Annotated in this window: 19 protein-coding genes; 13 read left to right on the plus strand and 6 right to left on the minus strand. The window is 63.3% G+C overall.

Annotated elements, in window-relative coordinates:
- Nucleotides 1-95: 95 nt before the first annotated feature.
- The gene (locus AC07M1_RS04080) at nucleotides 96-1,193 is read right to left on the minus strand and encodes a sensor histidine kinase (protein WP_495161285.1); all 1,098 of its coding nucleotides are present in this window, start codon (nucleotides 1,191-1,193) and stop codon (nucleotides 96-98) included.
- 110 nt (nucleotides 1,194-1,303) lie between these two features.
- Between AC07M1_RS04080 and AC07M1_RS04085 the strand changes: the two genes are divergently transcribed.
- From AC07M1_RS04085 to AC07M1_RS04140, 12 genes are all read left to right on the plus strand, one after another.
- Nucleotides 1,304-1,729, plus strand: coding sequence for an OsmC family protein (locus AC07M1_RS04085; RefSeq protein ID WP_495161286.1), 426 nt, complete (start codon nucleotides 1,304-1,306; stop codon nucleotides 1,727-1,729).
- A 263-nt stretch (nucleotides 1,730-1,992) separates the two neighbouring features.
- Complete coding sequence (rfbF, locus tag AC07M1_RS04090; protein WP_495161287.1) at nucleotides 1,993-2,763, plus strand: glucose-1-phosphate cytidylyltransferase; 771 nt, start codon at nucleotides 1,993-1,995, stop codon at nucleotides 2,761-2,763.
- Nucleotides 2,754-3,848 (plus strand): CDP-glucose 4,6-dehydratase, encoded by a 1,095-nt coding sequence (rfbG, locus tag AC07M1_RS04095; protein ID WP_495161288.1) that lies wholly within the window; start codon nucleotides 2,754-2,756, stop codon nucleotides 3,846-3,848. The genes rfbF and rfbG overlap by 10 nt, the downstream gene beginning before the upstream one ends.
- Entirely contained in the window at nucleotides 3,845-5,209 is a 1,365-nt protein-coding gene (rfbH, locus tag AC07M1_RS04100; RefSeq protein ID WP_495161289.1) for a lipopolysaccharide biosynthesis protein RfbH, read from the plus strand. The genes rfbG and rfbH overlap by 4 nt, the downstream gene beginning before the upstream one ends.
- Nucleotides 5,210-5,215: 6 nt before the next feature.
- The gene (locus AC07M1_RS04105) at nucleotides 5,216-6,142 is read left to right on the plus strand and encodes an NAD-dependent epimerase/dehydratase family protein (protein WP_495161290.1); all 927 of its coding nucleotides are present in this window, start codon (nucleotides 5,216-5,218) and stop codon (nucleotides 6,140-6,142) included.
- Between the two features lie 79 nt (nucleotides 6,143-6,221).
- A complete protein-coding gene (locus tag AC07M1_RS04110) occupies nucleotides 6,222-7,013 on the plus strand; it encodes an aldolase/citrate lyase family protein (RefSeq protein WP_495161291.1) in 792 nt (263 codons plus the stop codon).
- A 2-nt stretch (nucleotides 7,014-7,015) separates the two neighbouring features.
- Nucleotides 7,016-8,872 carry a thiamine pyrophosphate-binding protein gene (locus tag AC07M1_RS04115; RefSeq protein ID WP_495161292.1) on the plus strand — a complete coding sequence of 619 codons (1,857 nt, stop codon included), beginning with the start codon at nucleotides 7,016-7,018 and terminating at the stop codon, nucleotides 8,870-8,872.
- On the plus strand, nucleotides 8,869-9,534 hold the full coding sequence (locus tag AC07M1_RS04120; protein ID WP_495161293.1) for an HAD family hydrolase: 666 nt from the start codon (nucleotides 8,869-8,871) through the stop codon (nucleotides 9,532-9,534). The genes AC07M1_RS04115 and AC07M1_RS04120 overlap by 4 nt, the downstream gene beginning before the upstream one ends.
- A 261-nt stretch (nucleotides 9,535-9,795) precedes the next feature.
- On the plus strand, nucleotides 9,796-10,701 hold the full coding sequence (locus AC07M1_RS04125) for a hypothetical protein (protein ID WP_495161294.1): 906 nt from the start codon (nucleotides 9,796-9,798) through the stop codon (nucleotides 10,699-10,701).
- The gene (locus AC07M1_RS04130; protein WP_495161295.1) at nucleotides 10,694-11,656 is read left to right on the plus strand and encodes a glycosyltransferase family 2 protein; all 963 of its coding nucleotides are present in this window, start codon (nucleotides 10,694-10,696) and stop codon (nucleotides 11,654-11,656) included. The genes AC07M1_RS04125 and AC07M1_RS04130 overlap by 8 nt, the downstream gene beginning before the upstream one ends.
- A gap of 2 nt (nucleotides 11,657-11,658) precedes the next feature.
- Nucleotides 11,659-12,051: a GtrA family protein gene (locus AC07M1_RS04135; protein WP_495161296.1), complete on the plus strand. Its 393-nt coding sequence runs from the start codon at nucleotides 11,659-11,661 to the stop codon at nucleotides 12,049-12,051.
- 10 nt (nucleotides 12,052-12,061) lie between these two features.
- Nucleotides 12,062-13,402, plus strand: coding sequence for a glycosyltransferase family 87 protein (locus tag AC07M1_RS04140; protein WP_495161297.1), 1,341 nt, complete (start codon nucleotides 12,062-12,064; stop codon nucleotides 13,400-13,402).
- Nucleotides 13,403-13,603: 201 nt separating this feature from the next.
- Here the strand turns inward: AC07M1_RS04140 and AC07M1_RS04145 are convergent, their stop codons facing one another.
- The 3 genes from AC07M1_RS04145 to gpmA all read right to left on the minus strand — a co-directional run bounded on the left by AC07M1_RS04145 (nucleotide 13,604) and on the right by gpmA (nucleotide 16,427).
- Nucleotides 13,604-14,641: an oxidoreductase gene (locus tag AC07M1_RS04145; RefSeq protein WP_495161298.1), complete on the minus strand. Its 1,038-nt coding sequence runs from the start codon at nucleotides 14,639-14,641 to the stop codon at nucleotides 13,604-13,606.
- A gap of 12 nt (nucleotides 14,642-14,653) precedes the next feature.
- Nucleotides 14,654-15,550, minus strand: coding sequence for an SDR family oxidoreductase (locus tag AC07M1_RS04150; protein ID WP_495161299.1), 897 nt, complete (start codon nucleotides 15,548-15,550; stop codon nucleotides 14,654-14,656).
- Between the two features lie 190 nt (nucleotides 15,551-15,740).
- Nucleotides 15,741-16,427 carry a 2,3-diphosphoglycerate-dependent phosphoglycerate mutase gene (gpmA, locus tag AC07M1_RS04155; protein WP_495161300.1) on the minus strand — a complete coding sequence of 229 codons (687 nt, stop codon included), beginning with the start codon at nucleotides 16,425-16,427 and terminating at the stop codon, nucleotides 15,741-15,743.
- Between the two features lie 69 nt (nucleotides 16,428-16,496).
- Here gpmA and AC07M1_RS04160 point away from each other — a divergent pair, with 69 nt between their 5' ends.
- Entirely contained in the window at nucleotides 16,497-17,222 is a 726-nt protein-coding gene (locus AC07M1_RS04160) for a dienelactone hydrolase family protein (RefSeq protein ID WP_495161301.1), read from the plus strand.
- Here the strand turns inward: AC07M1_RS04160 and AC07M1_RS04165 are convergent.
- Together AC07M1_RS04165 and AC07M1_RS04170 are read right to left on the minus strand one after the other, a co-directional pair.
- Nucleotides 17,219-17,818, minus strand: a complete 600-nt coding sequence (locus tag AC07M1_RS04165) for a DUF4126 domain-containing protein (protein WP_495161302.1) — start codon at nucleotides 17,816-17,818, stop codon at nucleotides 17,219-17,221. The genes AC07M1_RS04160 and AC07M1_RS04165 overlap by 4 nt on opposite strands.
- 13 nt (nucleotides 17,819-17,831) lie before the next feature.
- The gene (locus AC07M1_RS04170) at nucleotides 17,832-18,479 is read right to left on the minus strand and encodes a hypothetical protein (RefSeq protein ID WP_495161303.1); all 648 of its coding nucleotides are present in this window, start codon (nucleotides 18,477-18,479) and stop codon (nucleotides 17,832-17,834) included.
- Nucleotides 18,480-18,486: the final 7 nt, after the last annotated feature.

Here is an 18,486-nt window from a genome sequence, read left to right on the forward strand (position 1 = left end):
CTTTACTCTCATTCGGCGCCGCTTCGATATTCGAGGCTACGCAAACAATCCCCCGTACTTCATGCCCCAACGAGTTTGTTACGGTGCGGTTCCGGTCAGGCCGCCTCTCTCGCTTGCTCCTCGACCTGGAACGGAATCTCGATTTCGACGCGGAAACCCCTGCCGGGGTCCGACCGCGCGTCAAACCGATGATCCGGCCCGAAAGCCTGTGCCAGACGTTCCCTTATATTGGTGAGCCCGACCCCGGTTGAAAGGCTTGGCCGGTTCTTGCCCTCGATCAATCCCGGTCCGGTATCCGATACGGTGATCTGCACCCGATCGCCGGTGAGCCGAGCGGCGACGGCGATTTCGGCGCCCTCTTCCTGCGGCGTGACGGCATATTTGATCGCATTCTCGACTAGGGGCTGGAGCAGCAGCGAGGGCAGGCGCGCCTTCACCACGCGCGGATCGATGTCGAAGGTCGGTTTCAGTCGATCCTCGAACCGCATCTTCTCGATTTCGAGATAGAGTTTCAGCGTCTCCACCTCCTGCGCCACGGTGACATGCGCGGTCGGTTCGTTGGCGAGCGTGTAGCGCAGGAAGTTGGACAGGCGCGCGAGCATCGCATTGGCGCGATCGGTCTGCTTGAGCAGCACCAGCGTCGAGATCGAGTTCAACGTGTTGAACAGGAAATGCGGGTTGAGCTGATAGCGCAGCATCGCGAGCTGCGCCGACGATGCCTGGCTCTCCAGCATCTCCATCCGGTCGATCTGATCCTCGACGATCAAATAGAAGTTGATGCCGAAATACAGCGCGGACCAGCCGGCGAGCACGGTGAAGCTCAGGAATAGGCTGCCCAGCACCAGCGGGATCTCGATCCCTGGATCGCCGCGCATCACCGAGACGGTGAAGGCGGTGAGCACGGCATAGACCAGGGTCGCGGCGGCGAGCGTCGCGATCGTCGCGAGGATGCCGGTGATGCGGGGGAGGCGGCGGAAGTAACCGTATAGCGCAGAGAGTAGCAATGTGAGGCAATAGCCGACGATCGCTTCGATCGTGACGCGGATCAGATCCTCGAAGCTGAACGTGCGGTTCGAGAAGTTCGAAACCGCGCGCAGCATCAGATAGCCGCCCCAGCCCGCGCCCTGCAGCATCCAGAAGGCGCGGCTCTTCTGTTCGAAGAAGGGGCGGGAGATGACGGCGGGATTCTGCATGTTTCGTCAATTGCTCTAATCGGTAATCCTCGTTGCGCAAAGCCGGACCCCTTGGGGTATTCCGGCGTTACGCAGTCGAATCGAACGTGTCGCAGCAAGGAGATGTTCCCATGACCACCCGTACCGCCACCGCCCGCTACTCCGGCTTCGGCAAGGAAGGGAAGGGCGCGATCACCACCCAGTCGGGGGTGATGACCGACCAATTCTATGGCTTCAACACGCGGTTCGAGGACGAGCCGGGCACCAATCCCGAGGAGCTGATCGCGGCGGCGCATGCCGGCTGCTTCACCATGGCGCTGAGCTTTGGTCTTGCCCGCGCCGGCTATTCGGAAGGGACGCTGGAGACCAAGGCCGCGATCAAGCTGGAGCAGAAGGATGGCGGGTTCGCGATCACCCGTTCGGACCTGACCCTGACCGCGTCGATCCCCGGCATCGACCCGGCCGAGTTCGAGAAGCTGGCCAAGGACGCCGAGGCCAATTGCCCGGTGTCGAAGGTGCTCAATGCCGAGATCACGTTGACCCACACCCTGGTTTGAACCGAGCCTGGACCCATCCCCGGACCTTTCCCGGGTGTCCCGGGTGCGCGGATGGGCCGGCTCGCTGGAGCGGGTGCCGACGGCTTTTTGGGGTCCCGGCACCCGCTCGGGTCAGCGATCCGGAGCGAAACCATGGGGGAGTTTCGGCTTGATCCAGGCCAGTCGTTGCCTTAGCCCGCCCTAAAGGCCGCTCGCTCTTGAAGTTGGGTAGGCAGCCCTGCATTCGTTGGTTCTAAATCAATCAGTCTCGGGCGTATTCTAGAATGAAAGCTGTGATTTTGGCGGGGGGGCTGGGCACCAGGCTCGGCGAAGAGACCTCCGTGCGACCAAAGCCCATGGTTGAAATCGGCGGCAAGCCGATCCTGTGGCATATCATGAAAATCTATTCCGCACATGGAATCAACGATTTCGTGATTTGCCTGGGCTACAAAGGCTATATTATCAAGGAATATTTCGCCAACTACTTCCTGCACATGGCCGATGTTACGATCGACTTGGGCAAGAATAGCATGGATGTGCATCGTAACTGGAGCGAGGACTGGCGAATTACGCTGGTCGACACCGGCGATAGCACGATGACCGGTGGGCGGTTGAAGGCCGTGCGCCAGTATCTCGATGACGACGAGCCGTTCTGCTTCACCTATGGCGACGGGGTCGCGGACATCGATATCGGCGCGCTGGTGGCGTTTCACAATGCGCATGGCGGCAAGGCGACGGTGACCGCCGTGGCGCCTCCGGGCAGATTCGGCGCGCTCGAATTTACGGGCGATCGGGTCCACGGGTTTCGCGAGAAGCCGGCCGGCGACGGCGGGCTCATCAACGGCGGGTTCTTCGTCGCCCACCCCTCGGTGCTCGACGACTACGTCGCTGGACCGGAGACGCTGTGGGAGCGCGAACCCATGGAGCGGCTCGCCGCGGAAGGCCAGCTCCACGGATTCCGCCACGATGGTTTTTGGCAGCCGATGGACACGCTGCGCGACAAGAACCACCTCGAGGAACTGTGGGTAGGGGGCGCGCCCTGGAAATGCTGGTAGATTCCGCGCAATGGCGCGGGCGGCGCGTTCTGGTTACCGGGCATACCGGGTTCAAGGGCGCATGGCTTAGCCTGTGGCTCCACGAAATGGGCGCCGAGGTGACCGGCCTGGCGCTGGCACCGGAGCCTGGGCAGCAAAGCCTGTTCGAGCAAGTCGGGCTTGATGGCCTGATCCATCATGTCGTGGGCGATATCCGCGACGCGGAGCTGGTCGATCGGGTCGTGGCGCAGGCCAGGCCGCAGACCCTGTTCCATCTCGCCGCGCAGCCGCTTGTGCGCCTGTCCTATGATCAGCCGCGGGAAACCTTCGCGACCAATGTGCAGGGCACCGCAAATGTGCTCGACGCCTGTCGTCGCGTGGAAGGGCTGGAAGCGGTCGTCGCGGTCACGAGCGACAAATGCTATGAGAACCGCGAGTGGGTCTGGCCTTATCGCGAGAGCGATCCGATGGGCGGGCATGACCCCTATAGCGCCAGCAAGGGCGCTGCCGAGCTGGTGATCTCCGCCTATCGCAATTCCTTCTTTCATGAGGAAAACGGCGCGCTCATCGCGTCCGTGCGTGCCGGCAATGTCATCGGTGGGGGCGACTGGGCGGTGGACCGTCTGGTTCCCGATATCGTGCGCGCGATCGCCGGCGGAAACAAAGTGCGGATCCGCTCGCCCAAGGCGATCCGCCCTTGGCAACATGTGCTGGAGGCGCTGGGCGGCTATTTGCTGATCGCCCAGCATCTGGCGCATGGAGACCGCTGGGCGGCCTCACCCTGGAATTTCGGCCCGGACCCGCAGGACGCCCAGCCGGTGGACTGGATCGTCGGCAAGATGATCAGTCGCTGGGGGCAGGGGGAGTTCGAACTCGACGGCGCGGCGCAGCCGCACGAGGCCAATCTGCTCAAGCTGGACTGCACAAAGGCGCGCGCGCAGCTTGGCTGGCGTCCGGCCCTTGGTCTTGCGAAGGCGATAGATTGGATCGTGGACTGGCATCGGCAGGTCGAGCACGGAGAGGATGCGCTTCAGCTCACCCGTAATCAAATCCACGACTATAAGACGTTGCTCGACGCGGCGTTGACTCAAGGCGATCCCCTATGAATCGCGCTACCGGAACCATTCCTTCCGACCTGCGGGGGATGTCGGAGCCGGAGTTTCGCAATCTCATCGTGGATCTGGTCGGCCAATATGCCCAGTTGCACCATCAGGCCGCTCCCTTCGTTCCCGGCGAAAGCCCGGTCCCGGTGTCGGGGAAGGTCTATGGCGCGAAGGAAATGCAGCTTCTCACTGAAAGCTGCCTCGATTTCTGGCTGACGACGGGCCGATTCAACACGGAGTTCGAGCAGAGGCTGGCTGACCGGATCGGCGTCAAACATGCCATTACCGTCAATTCCGGCTCGTCGGCCAATCTGGTCGCCTTCTCCTCTCTCACCAGCCATTATCTGCGTGGAGAGGCGCTGAAGCCGGGTGACGAGATGATCACGGTCGCCACCGGCTTTCCGACGACGGTGAATCCGGCGTTGCAATATGGCATCGTCCCCGTGTTCGTCGACGTCGACATCCCGACCTACAACGTCAAGCCTGACATGATCGAGGCGGCGGTCAGCGACCGAACCCGCGCGATCATGATCGCGCACACGCTGGGTAACCCGTTCGACCTTGGCGAGGTGATGCGGGTCGCGGAAAAATACGATCTGCTGGTGGTCGAGGATTGCTGCGACGCGCTCGGCGCGAAATATGACGGGCGCAATGTCGGCACCTTCGGCCATATGGGCACGCTGAGCTTCTATCCCGCGCACCATATCACCATGGGCGAAGGCGGGGCGGTGTTCACCGATAAGCCGCGCTTCAAGCGTGTGATGGAATCGATGCGCGACTGGGGGCGCGATTGCTGGTGCGCGCCGGGCCAGGATAACACCTGCGGCAAGCGTTTCTGCCGCAAGCTCGGCTCGCTGCCGTTCGGCTATGATCACAAATACACCTATAGCCATTGCGGCTATAATCTGAAGATCACCGATATGCAGGCGGCGGTCGGCCTGGGTCAGATGGACCGGCTGGACGACTTCATCGCCGCCCGGAACCGCAACTTCGACATCCTCACCGAATTGCTGCGTCCGCTGGAGGATGTGCTGATCCTGCCCAAGGCGACTCCGAACAGTGAGCCGTCCTGGTTCGGCTATCCGATCACCATCCGGCCCGAAAGCGGGATCGACCGCGAGGAGCTGGTCCAGCACCTCAACGAAAAGAAGATCGGCACGCGACTTCTGTTCGGCGGAAACCTGCTGCGTCAGCCCTATATGAAGGGGCGTAACTATCGGGTCGTTGGCGAACTGGCCAACGCCGATCTGACGACGACCCATACCTTCTGGATCGGCCTCTACCCGGGCCTCACGGAAAGCCACCTCGATTATACGGTCAGCGTCATTTCGGCCTTCATCGCCGGAACAAGAACGCGCGGGTGATTGGTTGTGGCGGCCCTCGGACCCTCTGACCGGACGCGCTTTGTCCTGACCGGTCCGACGGGCTGGATCGGGCGCGCGCTGCTGGAGTTGATGCATCGACCCGGAGACGCCGACGGTCTTGCCGAGGGTGACGAGATCTTCCTGTTCGGGTCGCGTGCCGGGGTCGTCCGTCTGGTCGATGGACGGGAGCTGCCGGTTCGTCCGCTCACCGATATCACGCCAGACGATGTCGCGGGCGCGCATGTCATTCACCTCGCCTACCTGACCAAGGACAAGGTCGCCGGGCTTGGCGAGGACGCGTTCCGCCGTGGCAACAGCGCGATCGACGCGGCGCTCTTCGCCGCGATATCCGGTGCCGCGCCGGCCAGCCTGTTCGTGGCGTCGTCCGGCGCCGCGCAGATGGCGGAGAGCGGGCGCGATGCGCATCCATATGGCCTTGCCAAGCTGGAGCAGGAAGGACGCTTTCTTGAATGGGCGCGGGAAGCCGCGGTTCCCACGCTTTGCGGGCGCATCTTCAACATCGCCGGCCCGCACATCAACAAGCTGGACGCCTATGCCGTGTCCAACTTCGCGCTGCAGGCGCTGAGCGAGGGACGGATCGTCGTCACCGCCGACCACCCGGTTTTCCGCAGCTTTCTGCATGTGGAGGATCTGTGTCGCATCGTGTTGCGCGCGGCGCGGCGCCGTATCGGCGCCGATCGTCCGCTCGACCTGTGTGGAAGCCAGCTGCTCGAAATGCAGGATATCGCGCAGCTGGTCGCGCAGGAGGTCGGCGGCGCGATATCGATCGAGCGACCCGCGCTCGATTACAGCCGTTGCTCCGCCTATCTGGGCGCCGCGCAGGATAGCTGGGTCATTGCCGCCAGATTGGGGCTGAGAACGACCGACATACGGAACCAGGTACGGGACACCGTGAACTGGATTCGTAGTTAACAAATTCGTGTAGATTTTCAGATAGCGACATCGGGTGCAGGGAGGGGGCGAGTTCTGCCGCCTTTCAATGGAGATGGCGTTGAACAAGCACGAAAAGCAAATGCTGGACGTCCTCGCGCGTGCGCGAGCCGATTTTGGCGTTGTGGCCGTGAAGGCCGAATTTGAAGCGGAAGGCACCCGCGTCGATGAATTGCTGCGCTTGCTCGAGATTGCGCGCAAGGCCGGCGTCAAGGTCGCCCTCAAGATTGGCGGCTGCGAGGCGATCCGCGATCTGATCGAGTGCCGTCAATATGGCGCCGACTACATCATCGCGCCGATGGTCGAGACGCCCTACGCGCTGTCCAAGTTCGTTGCCGGCAAGGACAAGCTCTATCCCGTGGAAGAGCGGGCGGATGTCGGTTTTCTGTTCAACGTGGAAACGCGCGGGACCTATGATCAGATCGAGAGCCTTGGCGACGTCGCGTCCCAGGGGCAGGTCGGCATGGTGTTCGGTCGCGTCGATTTCGCCGGCTCGATGGGGCGGGCACGCGATTTCGTGAATTCCGATGAAATGACAGCCTATGCCTGCGGCGTGGCCGAGGTTGCGAAGAAGCATAACCTCGATCTGGTCGTTGGCGGCGGGGTCAGCCCGGATTCGATCGAACCGCTGCGTCGTATGCGGGCGATCCGGCTCGATCGGTTCGAGACCCGCAAGGTGATCTTCGATGCCGCGGTGCTCGAGGATGGCTCCGCTCGCGAGGGCATGGAGCTGGCGATCGAGTTCGAGCTGCTCTGGCTCAAGAACAAGCGTGACTATTATCGCACCATCGCTGCCGAGGACGAGGCACGCATCGCCATGATGGAAGCCCGCCAGAACGCGAAGGCCGCGTAGACGTGGCGAAAATCCGGGTAGCCGACGTGATGGCCCATATTCTCGCCGAGCGCGGGGTACGGGACTGTTTCATGCTGACGGGCGGCGGCGCGATGCATCTGAACGACGCGTTCGGTCGCGAGCGCGGCATGCGCAAGGTCTTCACGCATCACGAACAGAGCGCGGCGATCGCGGCGGAAAGCTATGCCCGCCTGTCCGGCCGCCCGGCACTGGTCAACGTCACCACGGGTCCCGGCGGCGTGAACGCGCTCAACGGCGTCTATGGGGCCTATGTCGATTCGATTCCGATGGTGGTGGTATCGGGGCAGGTGAAGCGCGAGACCTGCGCCTTCAACTATGACGTGCCGTTGCGCCAGTTGGGCGATCAGGAAGTCGATATCGTCTCCATGGCTCGCGGCATCACCAAATATGCCGTGGTCCTCGACAACCCCGCCAATGTCCGCAAGGTCACCGAAAAGGCGATCTATCTCGCGACGCGCGGTCGCCCCGGACCGGTCTGGATCGATGTTCCGATCGACGTCCAGGCGGCGCCGGTCGATCCCGACGAACTCGAGGGCTATGATCCCGCGAATGACGACGGGCATGGCGAAGTGCCGAATAACGCGGCCGAGCTCGGCACGCTGACCGGCGAGCGGCTGGAGGCCGAAGTCGCCGCCATGCTGGCCGAGCTGTGCGCGGCGGAGCGGCCGGTGGTGCTGGCCGGTTCGGGTATCCGGTTGTCCGGTACCCATGCCCGGTTTCTCGCGTTCGTCGAACGGCTGGGCGTTCCGGTCGTCAGCGGCTGGAACGCGCATGACGTCATCCCCAACACGAATCCGCTGTTTGTCGGGCGTCCCGGCTCGGTCGGCGATCGCGGGGGGAATTTCGCGGTTCAGTCGGCGGACTATGTTCTGGTGCTCGGCTGTCGCTGCAACCTGCGCCAGATCAGCTACAACTGGCAGAGCTTCGCTCGCAATGCCAAGGTCGCCATGGTCGACGTCGACCGGGCGGAACTCGACAAGCCGACCTTGCGCCTTCACCGGCCGATCCATGCGGATCTGCGGGACTTCTTCGCGGTCGCAGAGCGTCTCGCCCTGCCGGAGGGCGACCGGCCAGCCTTCCGCGCGGCGTACCTCGCCCGCAGCCGGGATCGCTCCGCGCGATATCCGGTGGTGCTGCCCGAATATGCGTCCGACACCGGCCCCATCAATCCCTACGTCTTCGGGCAAAAGCTGTTCGAGGCGCTGGAGCCGGGCGAGATTATCGTCACCGGCGACGGTACCGCGTGCGTGACGGTATTCCAGGCCGCCGAGATCAAGCCGGATCAGCGCCTGTACACCAACTCCGGCTGTGCTTCGATGGGATATGATCTGCCCGCGGCGATCGGCGCCTGGTACGCCGGCGATGCGCACCGGATCGTGTGCCTTGCCGGCGACGGAAGCATCATGATGAACCTGCAGGAACTGCAGACGATCGTGGGACAGCGGCTGCCGGTGAAGATCTTCGTTCTCAACAATGACGGCTACCATTCCATCCGTCAGGCGCAGCAGAACCATTTCGCCGACAACATCGTCGGCTGCGGTCCGGACAGCGGCCTGACATTTCCCGAGTTCACCCGGCTTGCCGCCGGTTTCGGCATTCCCTCCGCACGCGTCGAGCGCGATGCCGATCTGCCGGCCGCCGTACGGGCGGCGCTCGACAGCGACGGTCCGTATCTGTGCGAGGTGATGATCGACAAGCGGCAGCAATTCTCTCCGAAACTGTCCTCCCGTCGCCTCGAAGACGGTTCGATGGTGTCGTCTCCGCTCGAGGATCTGTTGCCGTTTCTCAGCGATGAGGAATTGGAAGCCGCGATGGCGCCGTGCGGAACGCTGCGATGAAGCGTGCCATCATCTTCGATCTCGATGGTACGCTTGTCGATAGTTGCGGCATCTGCATCGACATTCTGGAGGGAATGATTGCCGAGCGCGGTGCCGCCCGGTCGATCGATCCCCAGTTCGCGCGCTCGCTGATGAGCCAGGGAGGGCAGGCCATGGTGGCGGCCCTGTTGGGGGATGCATGCCGTGATCCGGCGGCGGATCTTGGTGAGTTTCGCGCGCGATACAGCGAAATCTCCACCCCTTCCGAAGCGCTGTTCGATGGCGTGGCGGAAGGGTTGCGGCAACTTTCGGCTCACGGCTTCCGTCTGGCGATCTGTTCGAACAAGCCCCAGTTCCTGTGTGAGAAGGTACTGGAGGACACAGGTATCGCGACGTTCTTCACCGCGGTCGTCGGAGGGGCGGAGGGTCTTGCTCCCAAGCCTGCCCCGGACCTGCTGGATCGCACGCTGCAGCGCCTTCAGCTGTCCGCTGACGAATGTCTCTTTGTCGGCGATAGCATCCTGGATCATGTGGTGGCGATGCGGGCCGGCATGCCATTCTACTTCATGACCTATGGTTATGCCGAGCCGGGTTGGGTGCCGCCTGGGTGCCGCCCTTATGATGACTTTACGCCATTGGCGGAAGCGCTGGCTTGCCATCGTCCGAGCGCTCTCGCGGCATAGGCGCGGCAAGACCTTGTCTCCGAAGCAAATGGTTTTCCTTTCACATGCTCCCCGATATCATGCCGGTACCCGGTCGGGAGATCGACGGTTTTGCGCGAAGCCAGGGCGCGCGCCGTTGCCCGCGTTCCTGTTTCCGCCGGGTTCGGCACCGGCGCTCCCTGCGCAGAATCTTCTGGCCGGATCGCCGGTTGCACCTCCTTCCGAACAGACCTTTGTGATCTTCCAACTCGGCGTGACCGCGGCGGCGGTGAATTCGATACGATGACCCCCCGAAAGAGCGTCATCGGCAAACTTGCCCATCTGCGTGTCCTTTCGCAGTTCCGTTGGCGCGCATTGCTGCTTGGCGGGCTGGCGGCCGGCTTCGCCGTCCTCGCCTCTTTCCCGGAACGCTATTTGGCGACCAGTTCGTTTACGCCGTCCGATCGGGGTGCGCCGGGTCTCGGCGGAACGCCTGGACACCTTGGGGCGCTCAACGGCGTGTTCGGCAATCAGGCGGCGGTGGAAGTCGCGCTGCGGGTTGGCAACGGCGTCGCGGTGCGTGACGATGTCATCGAGAAGACACGACTAAAGGACCGGCTCAAGTCCGACGGGCGCGTGGCGTTGCAACGCTATCTCGCGCGCAATGTCGAAGTTCGATCGATACGTGGTGGAATCATCGTGATCGAAATGGAGAATCGCGATGCGGAGTGGGCGCGCGATATCGTGGGTGCCTATCACGCGGCTGTGCAGGAAGAGCTGGGCCGGATCAGTCGTCGGCAGACCGCCTACAAGCGCGATGTGCTGGTGAAGCTTGTGCAGAACGCATCGGATCAATTGGGGAAGGCGCAAGCGAACTACGATCAGTTCCGCCTGCGCAATCGCGGTGCCGAGCCGCGCGCGGCGATGACTGCCATCGGTGACCGCATCCCTCAGCTGGAGCGCGAGTTGGACGTCGCCAAATCCCTGTATGACGGTTACATGCGCTATCTTCGCGGTATGGCCGTCGAAGATCTGATGTCTGACGCCGCGCTGCGCGTTCTGGAATCGCCGCATGTCGATACGCAGCGGCGGATCTGGCTGCCGGCGCTGGCGCTGGCGATTGCGCTATTCCTGTTGTGGATGGCCATCGAGGTCTATCGCCTGCGTCCACCGCCGGGTGAAGCAATCAGGAATTCCCGTCATGACTGATCCTACCGTTCCAGCCGATACGGCGTCACCGGAAATCTCCGTCGTTATCCCATGCCGTAACGAGGAGGATAATGCGCCTCTGATCGCGCAGGCCGTGATCGAACAGTTGGAGTCGGTCACGCGTTCGTTCGATATCATTTTCATTGATAATGAATCGACTGACCGGACGGTGGAAGTGGTGCGCGCGATGTGTGCCCGCGACCCGCGTATCCGCCTGATCGTCAATAGCCGCAATTTCGGCCAGATGCGCTCGCCCACGCATGGTATCTTCTCCGCGCGGGGCGCTGCCGTGATCGGGATGTGCGCCGATTTCCAGGATTCCCCTGAACTGCTCCCCGAATTCGTGCGACGCTGGCGGGGTGGGGTGCCGATCGTGCTGGGCACCCGCGAAGGTGAGAAATCCGGACCGTTGCTGCGCTTTTTCCGCGAACTGTCCTACAAGCTGCAGCATCGTTTCGGCGACTATCAGGCGATCCCCAACGCGACCGGCTTCGGCCTGTATGACCGCAAGGTGGTCGACGCCATCCGCGCGATGAACGAGCCCGAACCCTTCTTCCGCGGCCTGCTGGTGGAAACCGGCTTCGACATCGAGACGATTCCCTATCGTCGGCCGCCGCGCGCGGGCGGTCGTTCGAACAACAACTTCTTCACGCTGCTCGACTTTGCATTGAACGGGTTGGCCGGGTCCTCGAAGAATCTGCTCCGGGCGCCGCTCTATGTTGCTTTCTTCATGGCGCTTTTGACGGCGTTCTGCCTTGGTGGAGCAGTATTCGCGGCCTTTATGGGGCGCTCGGTTCAGCTGTGGCTGCTGGCGGCCGCGCTGGAAGGGCAGTTCTGCGTACTCTTCCTGTTCCTTGGGCTGATCGGCGTGCAGATAAAGCTGATCTCTGAACGCACGCGCAACCAGGCGTTGGTGCTGGAGAAGGAGCGGGTGAACTTCCCGACGGAATACTGACGATGTTCGACTGGCGACGCAGGGAGGAATGGTGGCAGCTCTTCCGCTATTACCAGGCGGGGATCGTCAATATGCTGTTCGGCTATCTGCTCTTCGCGCTGTTTCTGTGGTTCGGTATTCACGTCTATGTCGCGCAGGCTCTGGGGCATGTCCTTGGTGTGATATTCAACTATTTCACCTACAGTCGATATGCTTTCGCCGGGCGGCAATCGAGCAAGCTATCCTTCATCATATCGTATGTCGGGACCTATTTCCTGAGCCTCGCTGGACTATGGGTCGCGCTCAAGCTGTTTCCGTCGCCCTATATCGCCGGGCTCATCGCGACAATCGCGGTTTCGGCAATCAACTATCTCATCCTCAAACGGTTGGTGTTTCGCTTGCCGGCCAAGATGTGACGCGAGTGCGATGAAGGCGCCGAGCTCTTCGTGGCGAGGGAATCCGGTCGAAGCCGTTTTGGCGAGCGTTATTCTTATCGGACTCGTCTATTTAGGGTTGCATATTTGGGTCTACGGCTACCTGCCGCCGCCCTTCTTCTTCGATCCTTCAGATACGTTCGCTGACTGGTTCAATCCCGCCTATTGGTCGAGACAGGCGGGCGCCTATGACGCGTGGCGAGCAATCTATCCGCCGCTTTCCTTCGTCTTCCTGCGCATATTCGGTATCGATCGCTGCTATCCCGATACACGAGGTCTCGATGCCAGCGTGGGTCTCGCCGCGCGCAATTGCGATTGGCTTGGTCTCGCGACGATTGCCGCCATCTTCTTGATCAACGTCGTGCTGACTTGGAAGGTTATGCGGCGGATCAACCCCGCGACCGCGCCAATGCGAACCTTGTGCCTGACCATGGGCACCCCGATGCTCATCGGACTCGAACGCGGCAATTTGATCATTCTCGCCTATACCTGCCTGCTCCTGGCTTGCGGCCCGCTGCTATCCTCGGCGCGTGCCCGGTGGTTCTTCGCGGGCCTGGCGATCAACTTCAAGATCTACCTGATCGCATCGATCGTCCCGCTCCTGTTGAAGCGCAGATGGCGCTGGGTGGAGGGTGCGCTTTTGTCGGCGGTCCTGATCTATTTGGTGAGCTTCGCGCTCTTCGGGCACGGTACACCATTCGAAATCTATAGGAATGTGCGCGATTATTCCGGTCAGGAGGCCGCGCAGATCCTGGATGTCTGGTATACCACGACATATCGCCCGCTCCATTCGCTGTTGGAGAATGGCGCCTTTCCCATGTCCCAGATCATCGGTTCGACATGGGTGGAGCGATTGCTGATATTGTTGCCCGCTCTACAGTATCTCACCCAAGGCTTGATCGTGCTCGCCGCCTTGGCGATCTGGTATCGGCCGGAAGCGTTCACCGCATATCGTGCGATGGCGCTCGGTATGCTCGCCGCCACGGTTACAAGCGAGGCGGGCGGCTATGCGCAGGTCTGCTTCATGCTGTTCGTGATGATGGAGCCGTGGCGAGGCCTGGGACGCAAATGGGCGATCGTGGCGTGCTATGTGTTGGCTATTCCGCTCGATATTCCGATCGACACGCTGCCCGAGGCGGCCCGCAATCTTTATTTTCGCGATACGGTGACCATGATTTCACAGCATGTGACGCTGGGACCGTTCGTGCGTCCCCTGATCATCATGACCGTCGCCTGGGCGCTGGCGCTGGCAACCCTGAATAGCTTGTGGATTGAAATGCGCGAAGGGCGGCATCCGCCCCGGCGGACGGGAGGCGACCGGGTTCCCGGTTAACTCAATCAGCTGCGGGCCTGGCCGCCAGCACGACCATCATAACGCTGCCCTGCGGGATATGCGCCCTGGCCCGGTTCGTCGCGGCCTGGCGCGTGTCATGCTTACGGGCCTCGGCCGTGGTCCAGGCGGGGGAGCAGGACGGCAAACAATCCGGCGATCGGTCCGTCGCCACTCGCCGCTTCCCGTTCCCTTGGACCCTGATCAGACCAGCGTGGCCCGCATCGTATCGTTGAACGGGACGATCTCGGCGCCGGTGCGGATACGCTCCGCAAGATCGGGGTTGGCAATCATCGCGCGCCCCCATGTGATGGCATCCACCACCCCGCTTTCGAGCTCGGCTTCAGCCTGTTCGGGGGTGAGCGATGCGCCGGCGATGATCACGCCGTCATAGTGCGGGCGAATCTTGCGCACCATGCGCCCCGCGGTCTTGAAATAGTCGGAGTTGGCGCAGCTGACGTCGAGCGCGCCCAGGCCGAGCTGGCCCAGGGCGGGGACGAGGTGGGCGATCATCGCGTCAAGGTCCGGCCATTCATAAAGATCGCCCATGAAGCGCGACGGCGAAATACGCGCGATCACTTGCCGACCGGGCACGACCTTGGTCACCGCCTCGACCAGTTCCAGAGCGAACCGGCACCGATTTTCCACCGAACCGCCATAACCATCCGTGCGATCATTCACCTGCCCGTCAAGGAACTGATCGGGCAAATAGCCATGGCCCATGTGCAGTTCGACCGCGTCAAATCCCGCATCGACCGCGCGCTGAGCGGCGTCCGCAAACTGGGCGAAGATGGCCGGCATTTCCGCGATATCGAGCGCGCGGGGTTCGCCAAAGGGCTTGTCATTCTGGCGATTGTGGCCAGCGGCGGCACGGGCGGTCGAACTGACCGGCGGACCGCCGGTGAAATCGGCGTGGGAAATCCGCCCCATATGCCAGAGCTGACATGCGATCGCCCTGTCAGCGGCATGAACGGCATCGATGACCGGCCTCCACGCCTTGGCGTGCTTGCTTTCGGCAATATAGGGCGCGTTGACCCAGCCATCGCCGCTGGCATGGATGATGGTTCCCTCGGTCAGGATCAGGCCGACGCCGTGGCGCGCACGCCGTTCATAGTAGCGCACCATCTCTTCGGTGGGGCACCGGTCCGCGTCGGCGAAGCTGCGGCTCATCGCCGACATCACCAACCGGTTGCGCAGCGGAATGAAGCCCGGGGCCGCTAGAGGCTGGAAGAGCTTGTGCATGGAGACGGGGCCTCAGTTGAAACGATACTGATCGAAAAAGGGATGGCGCAGATAGGCATGCAGCGTTGCCCGCCAGTCACGCTGCAGGTCAAGGCGCTCCGCCTTGAGGCGATCGCAACTCAGTACGGCCCGATCGGGCCGGCGGCCTAGTTCATTGGCGGATACACTTGCGGCCTCGACCGGCACGACTTCCAGCCGATCGGTCCAATCCAATGCCCGCGCGATCTCCTGCGCCAGCTCGGCGAAGCTTGCTTCGCCATGGCAGGCCATTTGATAACGACCCCGGGATCCGGCGAGCATGAGGTGCAGCGAATTGAAGGCGAGGTCTCGCGTCCAGGTCGGTTGCCAGACCCGGTCACCCACGTTGAATTGCGCTTCTTCGCGCAGGATCGCCGCATGCATCGCCGGGATGATCCGTCCGACGAAATTCTTGTCGGCTTCCTCGCCCCCAAAAAATCCCGCCATGCAGACGATCAGCGCATCCTCGCCCAGGCTGTCCTCGATACGCTTCTGGGCCTCGAGCTTCAGTTCGCCGTACAATGCGAGCGGCCGCTGCTCCTCCGTCTCGGCAATGGGGTTGGAGCGACCGTCATGGGTCAGGAAGGATTGAGGGTAGAACATCCGCGCACCGGCGGCGCGGGCGAGGGCGATGGCGTTGACCGTGCCATTGACGATAATCTCGCGTGCCGATTCCGGATCACGGGCGCAGCCTTCGACATTGACCATCGCCGCGCAATGAACAAGCCACCCGCCTTCGGCGTCCTGCGCCGCCGCCTGCATGGCCGCGCTGTCGCGCACATCCAGTTCAGCTTTACCCGGGGCTGCGACGGTCAGGCCGGGAACAAGTGCTATCTCACGCGCAAAATCGCGGCCCAGCATTCCCTGGCCGCCGGTAACGAGGAATCGCATGCGCTCTGAATCTTCCGATCTGTTCGTGTATCCGAGGCGTATACGATATCGAGGGAGTGGCGCAAATTCCGCCGCGCCTGAAGTCGCAGGGCTGGCATCGACGTGAAACGAGACCAGGTTCGCCGAGACGAACCTGGCATTGCGATATGCGCTCTGACGATCCGCGAAAACGGTGTGCGTATCGCGTGCTCTAGCGCTCGTTTAAATAATAGCGGTCGGTTGCCGTCAGATCGTCCGCCAGTTCATAGACGATCGGCTGGCCAGTCGGGATCTCCAGGCTCGCGATCTCGTCGTCAGAGATGCCCGACAGATGCTTGACCAGCGCGCGCAGCGAATTGCCGTGCGCCGCGATCAGCACGCGCTTGCCGGCCTTGAGCTCAGGCGCGATGCGCTCTTCCCAATAGGGCAGGACGCGTTCGATCGTATCCTTGAGGCTTTCGGTCTGCGGGATCGGGATACCCTTGTAGCGCAGGTCCTTGGCGAGATCCCAGGGCGACCCCGCTTCGGGCAGCGGGGGCGGGATGTCGAAGCTGCGGCGCCAGATCTTGACCTGATCGTCGCCATGCTTGGCCGCGGTCTCGGCCTTGTCGAGCCCGGTGAGGCCGCCATAGTGGCGCTCGTTCAATTTCCAGCTCTTCTCGGTCGGCAGCCACAGCCGGCCCATTGCCTCGAGCGCGAGGTTGAGCGTCTTGATCGCGCGGCTCTGGAAGCTGGTGAAGGTCAGGTCGAAGTCGAGGCCTTTTTCCTTCATCAGCTCGCCTGCGGCCCAAGCTTCCTTGACGCCCTGCTCGGTCAGATCGACGTCCCACCAGCCGGTGAAGCGGTTTTCCAGGTTCCAGGCGGACTGGCCGTGGCGGATCAGGACGAGCGTGGGCATGGGCGACTCCTTGCGGGAATTTGCCCGCGTCCTTAGCGGATGACGCGCAGAGGGCAACGGAGGATGGACATGGCGATCGAAAGGCAAACCATCGTGTATGACGGGCCAGGCGGTCCGTTCGAGGGTGTAGCGGCGTTCGACACCTCATGGGACCAGCTGCGGCCCGGCGTGATGATCGTCCCCAATGTGCTGGGCGAGAAGGAGCAGGATCGCGTGGTCGCCGAGCGGCTGGCCGCGCTCGGCTATGTCGGCTTCGTCGTCGATACCTATGGCCAGGGCAAGCGCACCACGCGCGGGGCGCCCGATTCCACGGTCTATATGGACCAGCTCAACGCCGATCGTCCGCTGCTGCGCGACCGGCTCCACGCCAGCGTTGCGGCGCTGAAGGCGCTGCCGCAGGTCGATACCGCGAAGACGGCGGCGATCGGCTATTGTTTCGGTGGCAAGTCGGTGATCGATCTTGCGCGCTCAGGCGGCGATGTGATGGGAATCGTCGCGTTCCACGGTATCTTCGATCCGCCCGGCTACGACTATCCCCGCCCGATCGCGGCGAAGCTGCTGATCTGCCATGGCTGGAACGATCCGCTCGCCCCGCCCGCGGCGGTGACCGCGCTCGCTGCCGAACTGACAGAGGTGGGCGCCGACTGGCAGCTTCACGGTTATGGTAATGCCGGGCACGCCTTCAGCGACCCGAGTATGAAGGGCTCGCCGCGGCCGGGTTTCGGCTATGACGAAGCCGCCGACCGCCGCAGCTGGCAGGCGATGCGCGATTTTCTGGGGGAGTTGTTCGGCTAGGCCGGATTGGTGGGTTTCGACGGCAGCAGCCTGCGCAGCAACCGTCGCAGCATAATCAGCGCCGCGATCGTCGCGGCGAAGATCAGCACGGCGATCACAACCGCCGCGACCGGATTGGCGAGCGCGAGGACGAGCAACCCGCCGGTCAGGATATCCTCGCCGGTCGAGACCACGGCGTTGCTCACCGGTTCGGGACTGGCATTGACCACGGCGCGGCCGCTCGCCTTGGCGCCATGCGTCAGCAGCGACGCGCTGCCGCCGAGCAGCAGCGCCATCACCTGCCACGCCGGGTCGGAGGGATCGACGATCGCCAGCGCGAGCAGCGCCCCGCCGACCGGGCGGACCAGCGTATGCACCGCGTCCCATGCCGAATCGAGCCACATCACCTTGTCGGCGAAGAACTCCGCGACCGCGCCGAATCCGGCGATGCCGATCACCCAGGGGTTGGCGAGGACATCGAGCGCCTTCAACTGCTGGGGCAGCTCGACCCAGCCGGTGTGCATGGCGAGGCCGACGGCGAAGACGCAGAGGTAAAGCCGCCAGCCCGCGAGCAGGCTGATGCTGGCGGCCAGGCCAATGATCTCCACCGCGCCCATCGCGCGCCGGGCGTCAGCTGGCGGACTTGGGCGCGGGCTTGCGCGCCGCAGGCTTGCGGGTGGGGGCCTTGCGCGTCGCACCGGCCTTCAACGGGGCGGCGGGCTTGGGTGCCGCCTTTGCCGGGGTTTTCGCTGCGGGCTTGGATGCGGAAGTAGCGGTTTTTGGTTTGGCCGCTGGCTTGGTCGGCGCCTTGGCCGGTGCGCTGCGCGTCGGGCCTGCCTTGAGCGGGGCGGCGGCCTTGGCGCGAGTCGAGGCGCGGGGTTTCGCCGGCGCGCGGGCCGGGGCGGCAGCGGGAGCCGCTGCGGCGGGTGCGGGCGGCGGCGCGGGTCGCTCGGCGAGCTTGCTGGTGATCTTCTCGGCAGCGCGCGCCGCGACCACGGTGGCGAGCGTCGCGGCGGTCTTGCCCAGCGCCTCGGCGGTGGTGGTCTTGTCCTTCGCCTTGCCCGCGTCGTCGGAACCGTCCGCCGGCTTGCCCTGGTTGCGGACATTGGCAGCGAGGGCGACCAGACCCGCGGCGACCAGATCGCCGACCATCGGGTTCTTGATCAGGTCGAGCAGCTTGGCACCCTGCTTGCGCAGTTCCTTGGGCAGCTCGATCCCGGCGACGGACTTGGGCAGCTTGCCCGCCTTGGTGGACTTGCTCTTCTTCGCCTTGGCCATCGCCGGT

The organism is Sphingomonas sp. GW821-FHT10C01, assembly GCF_059415525.1.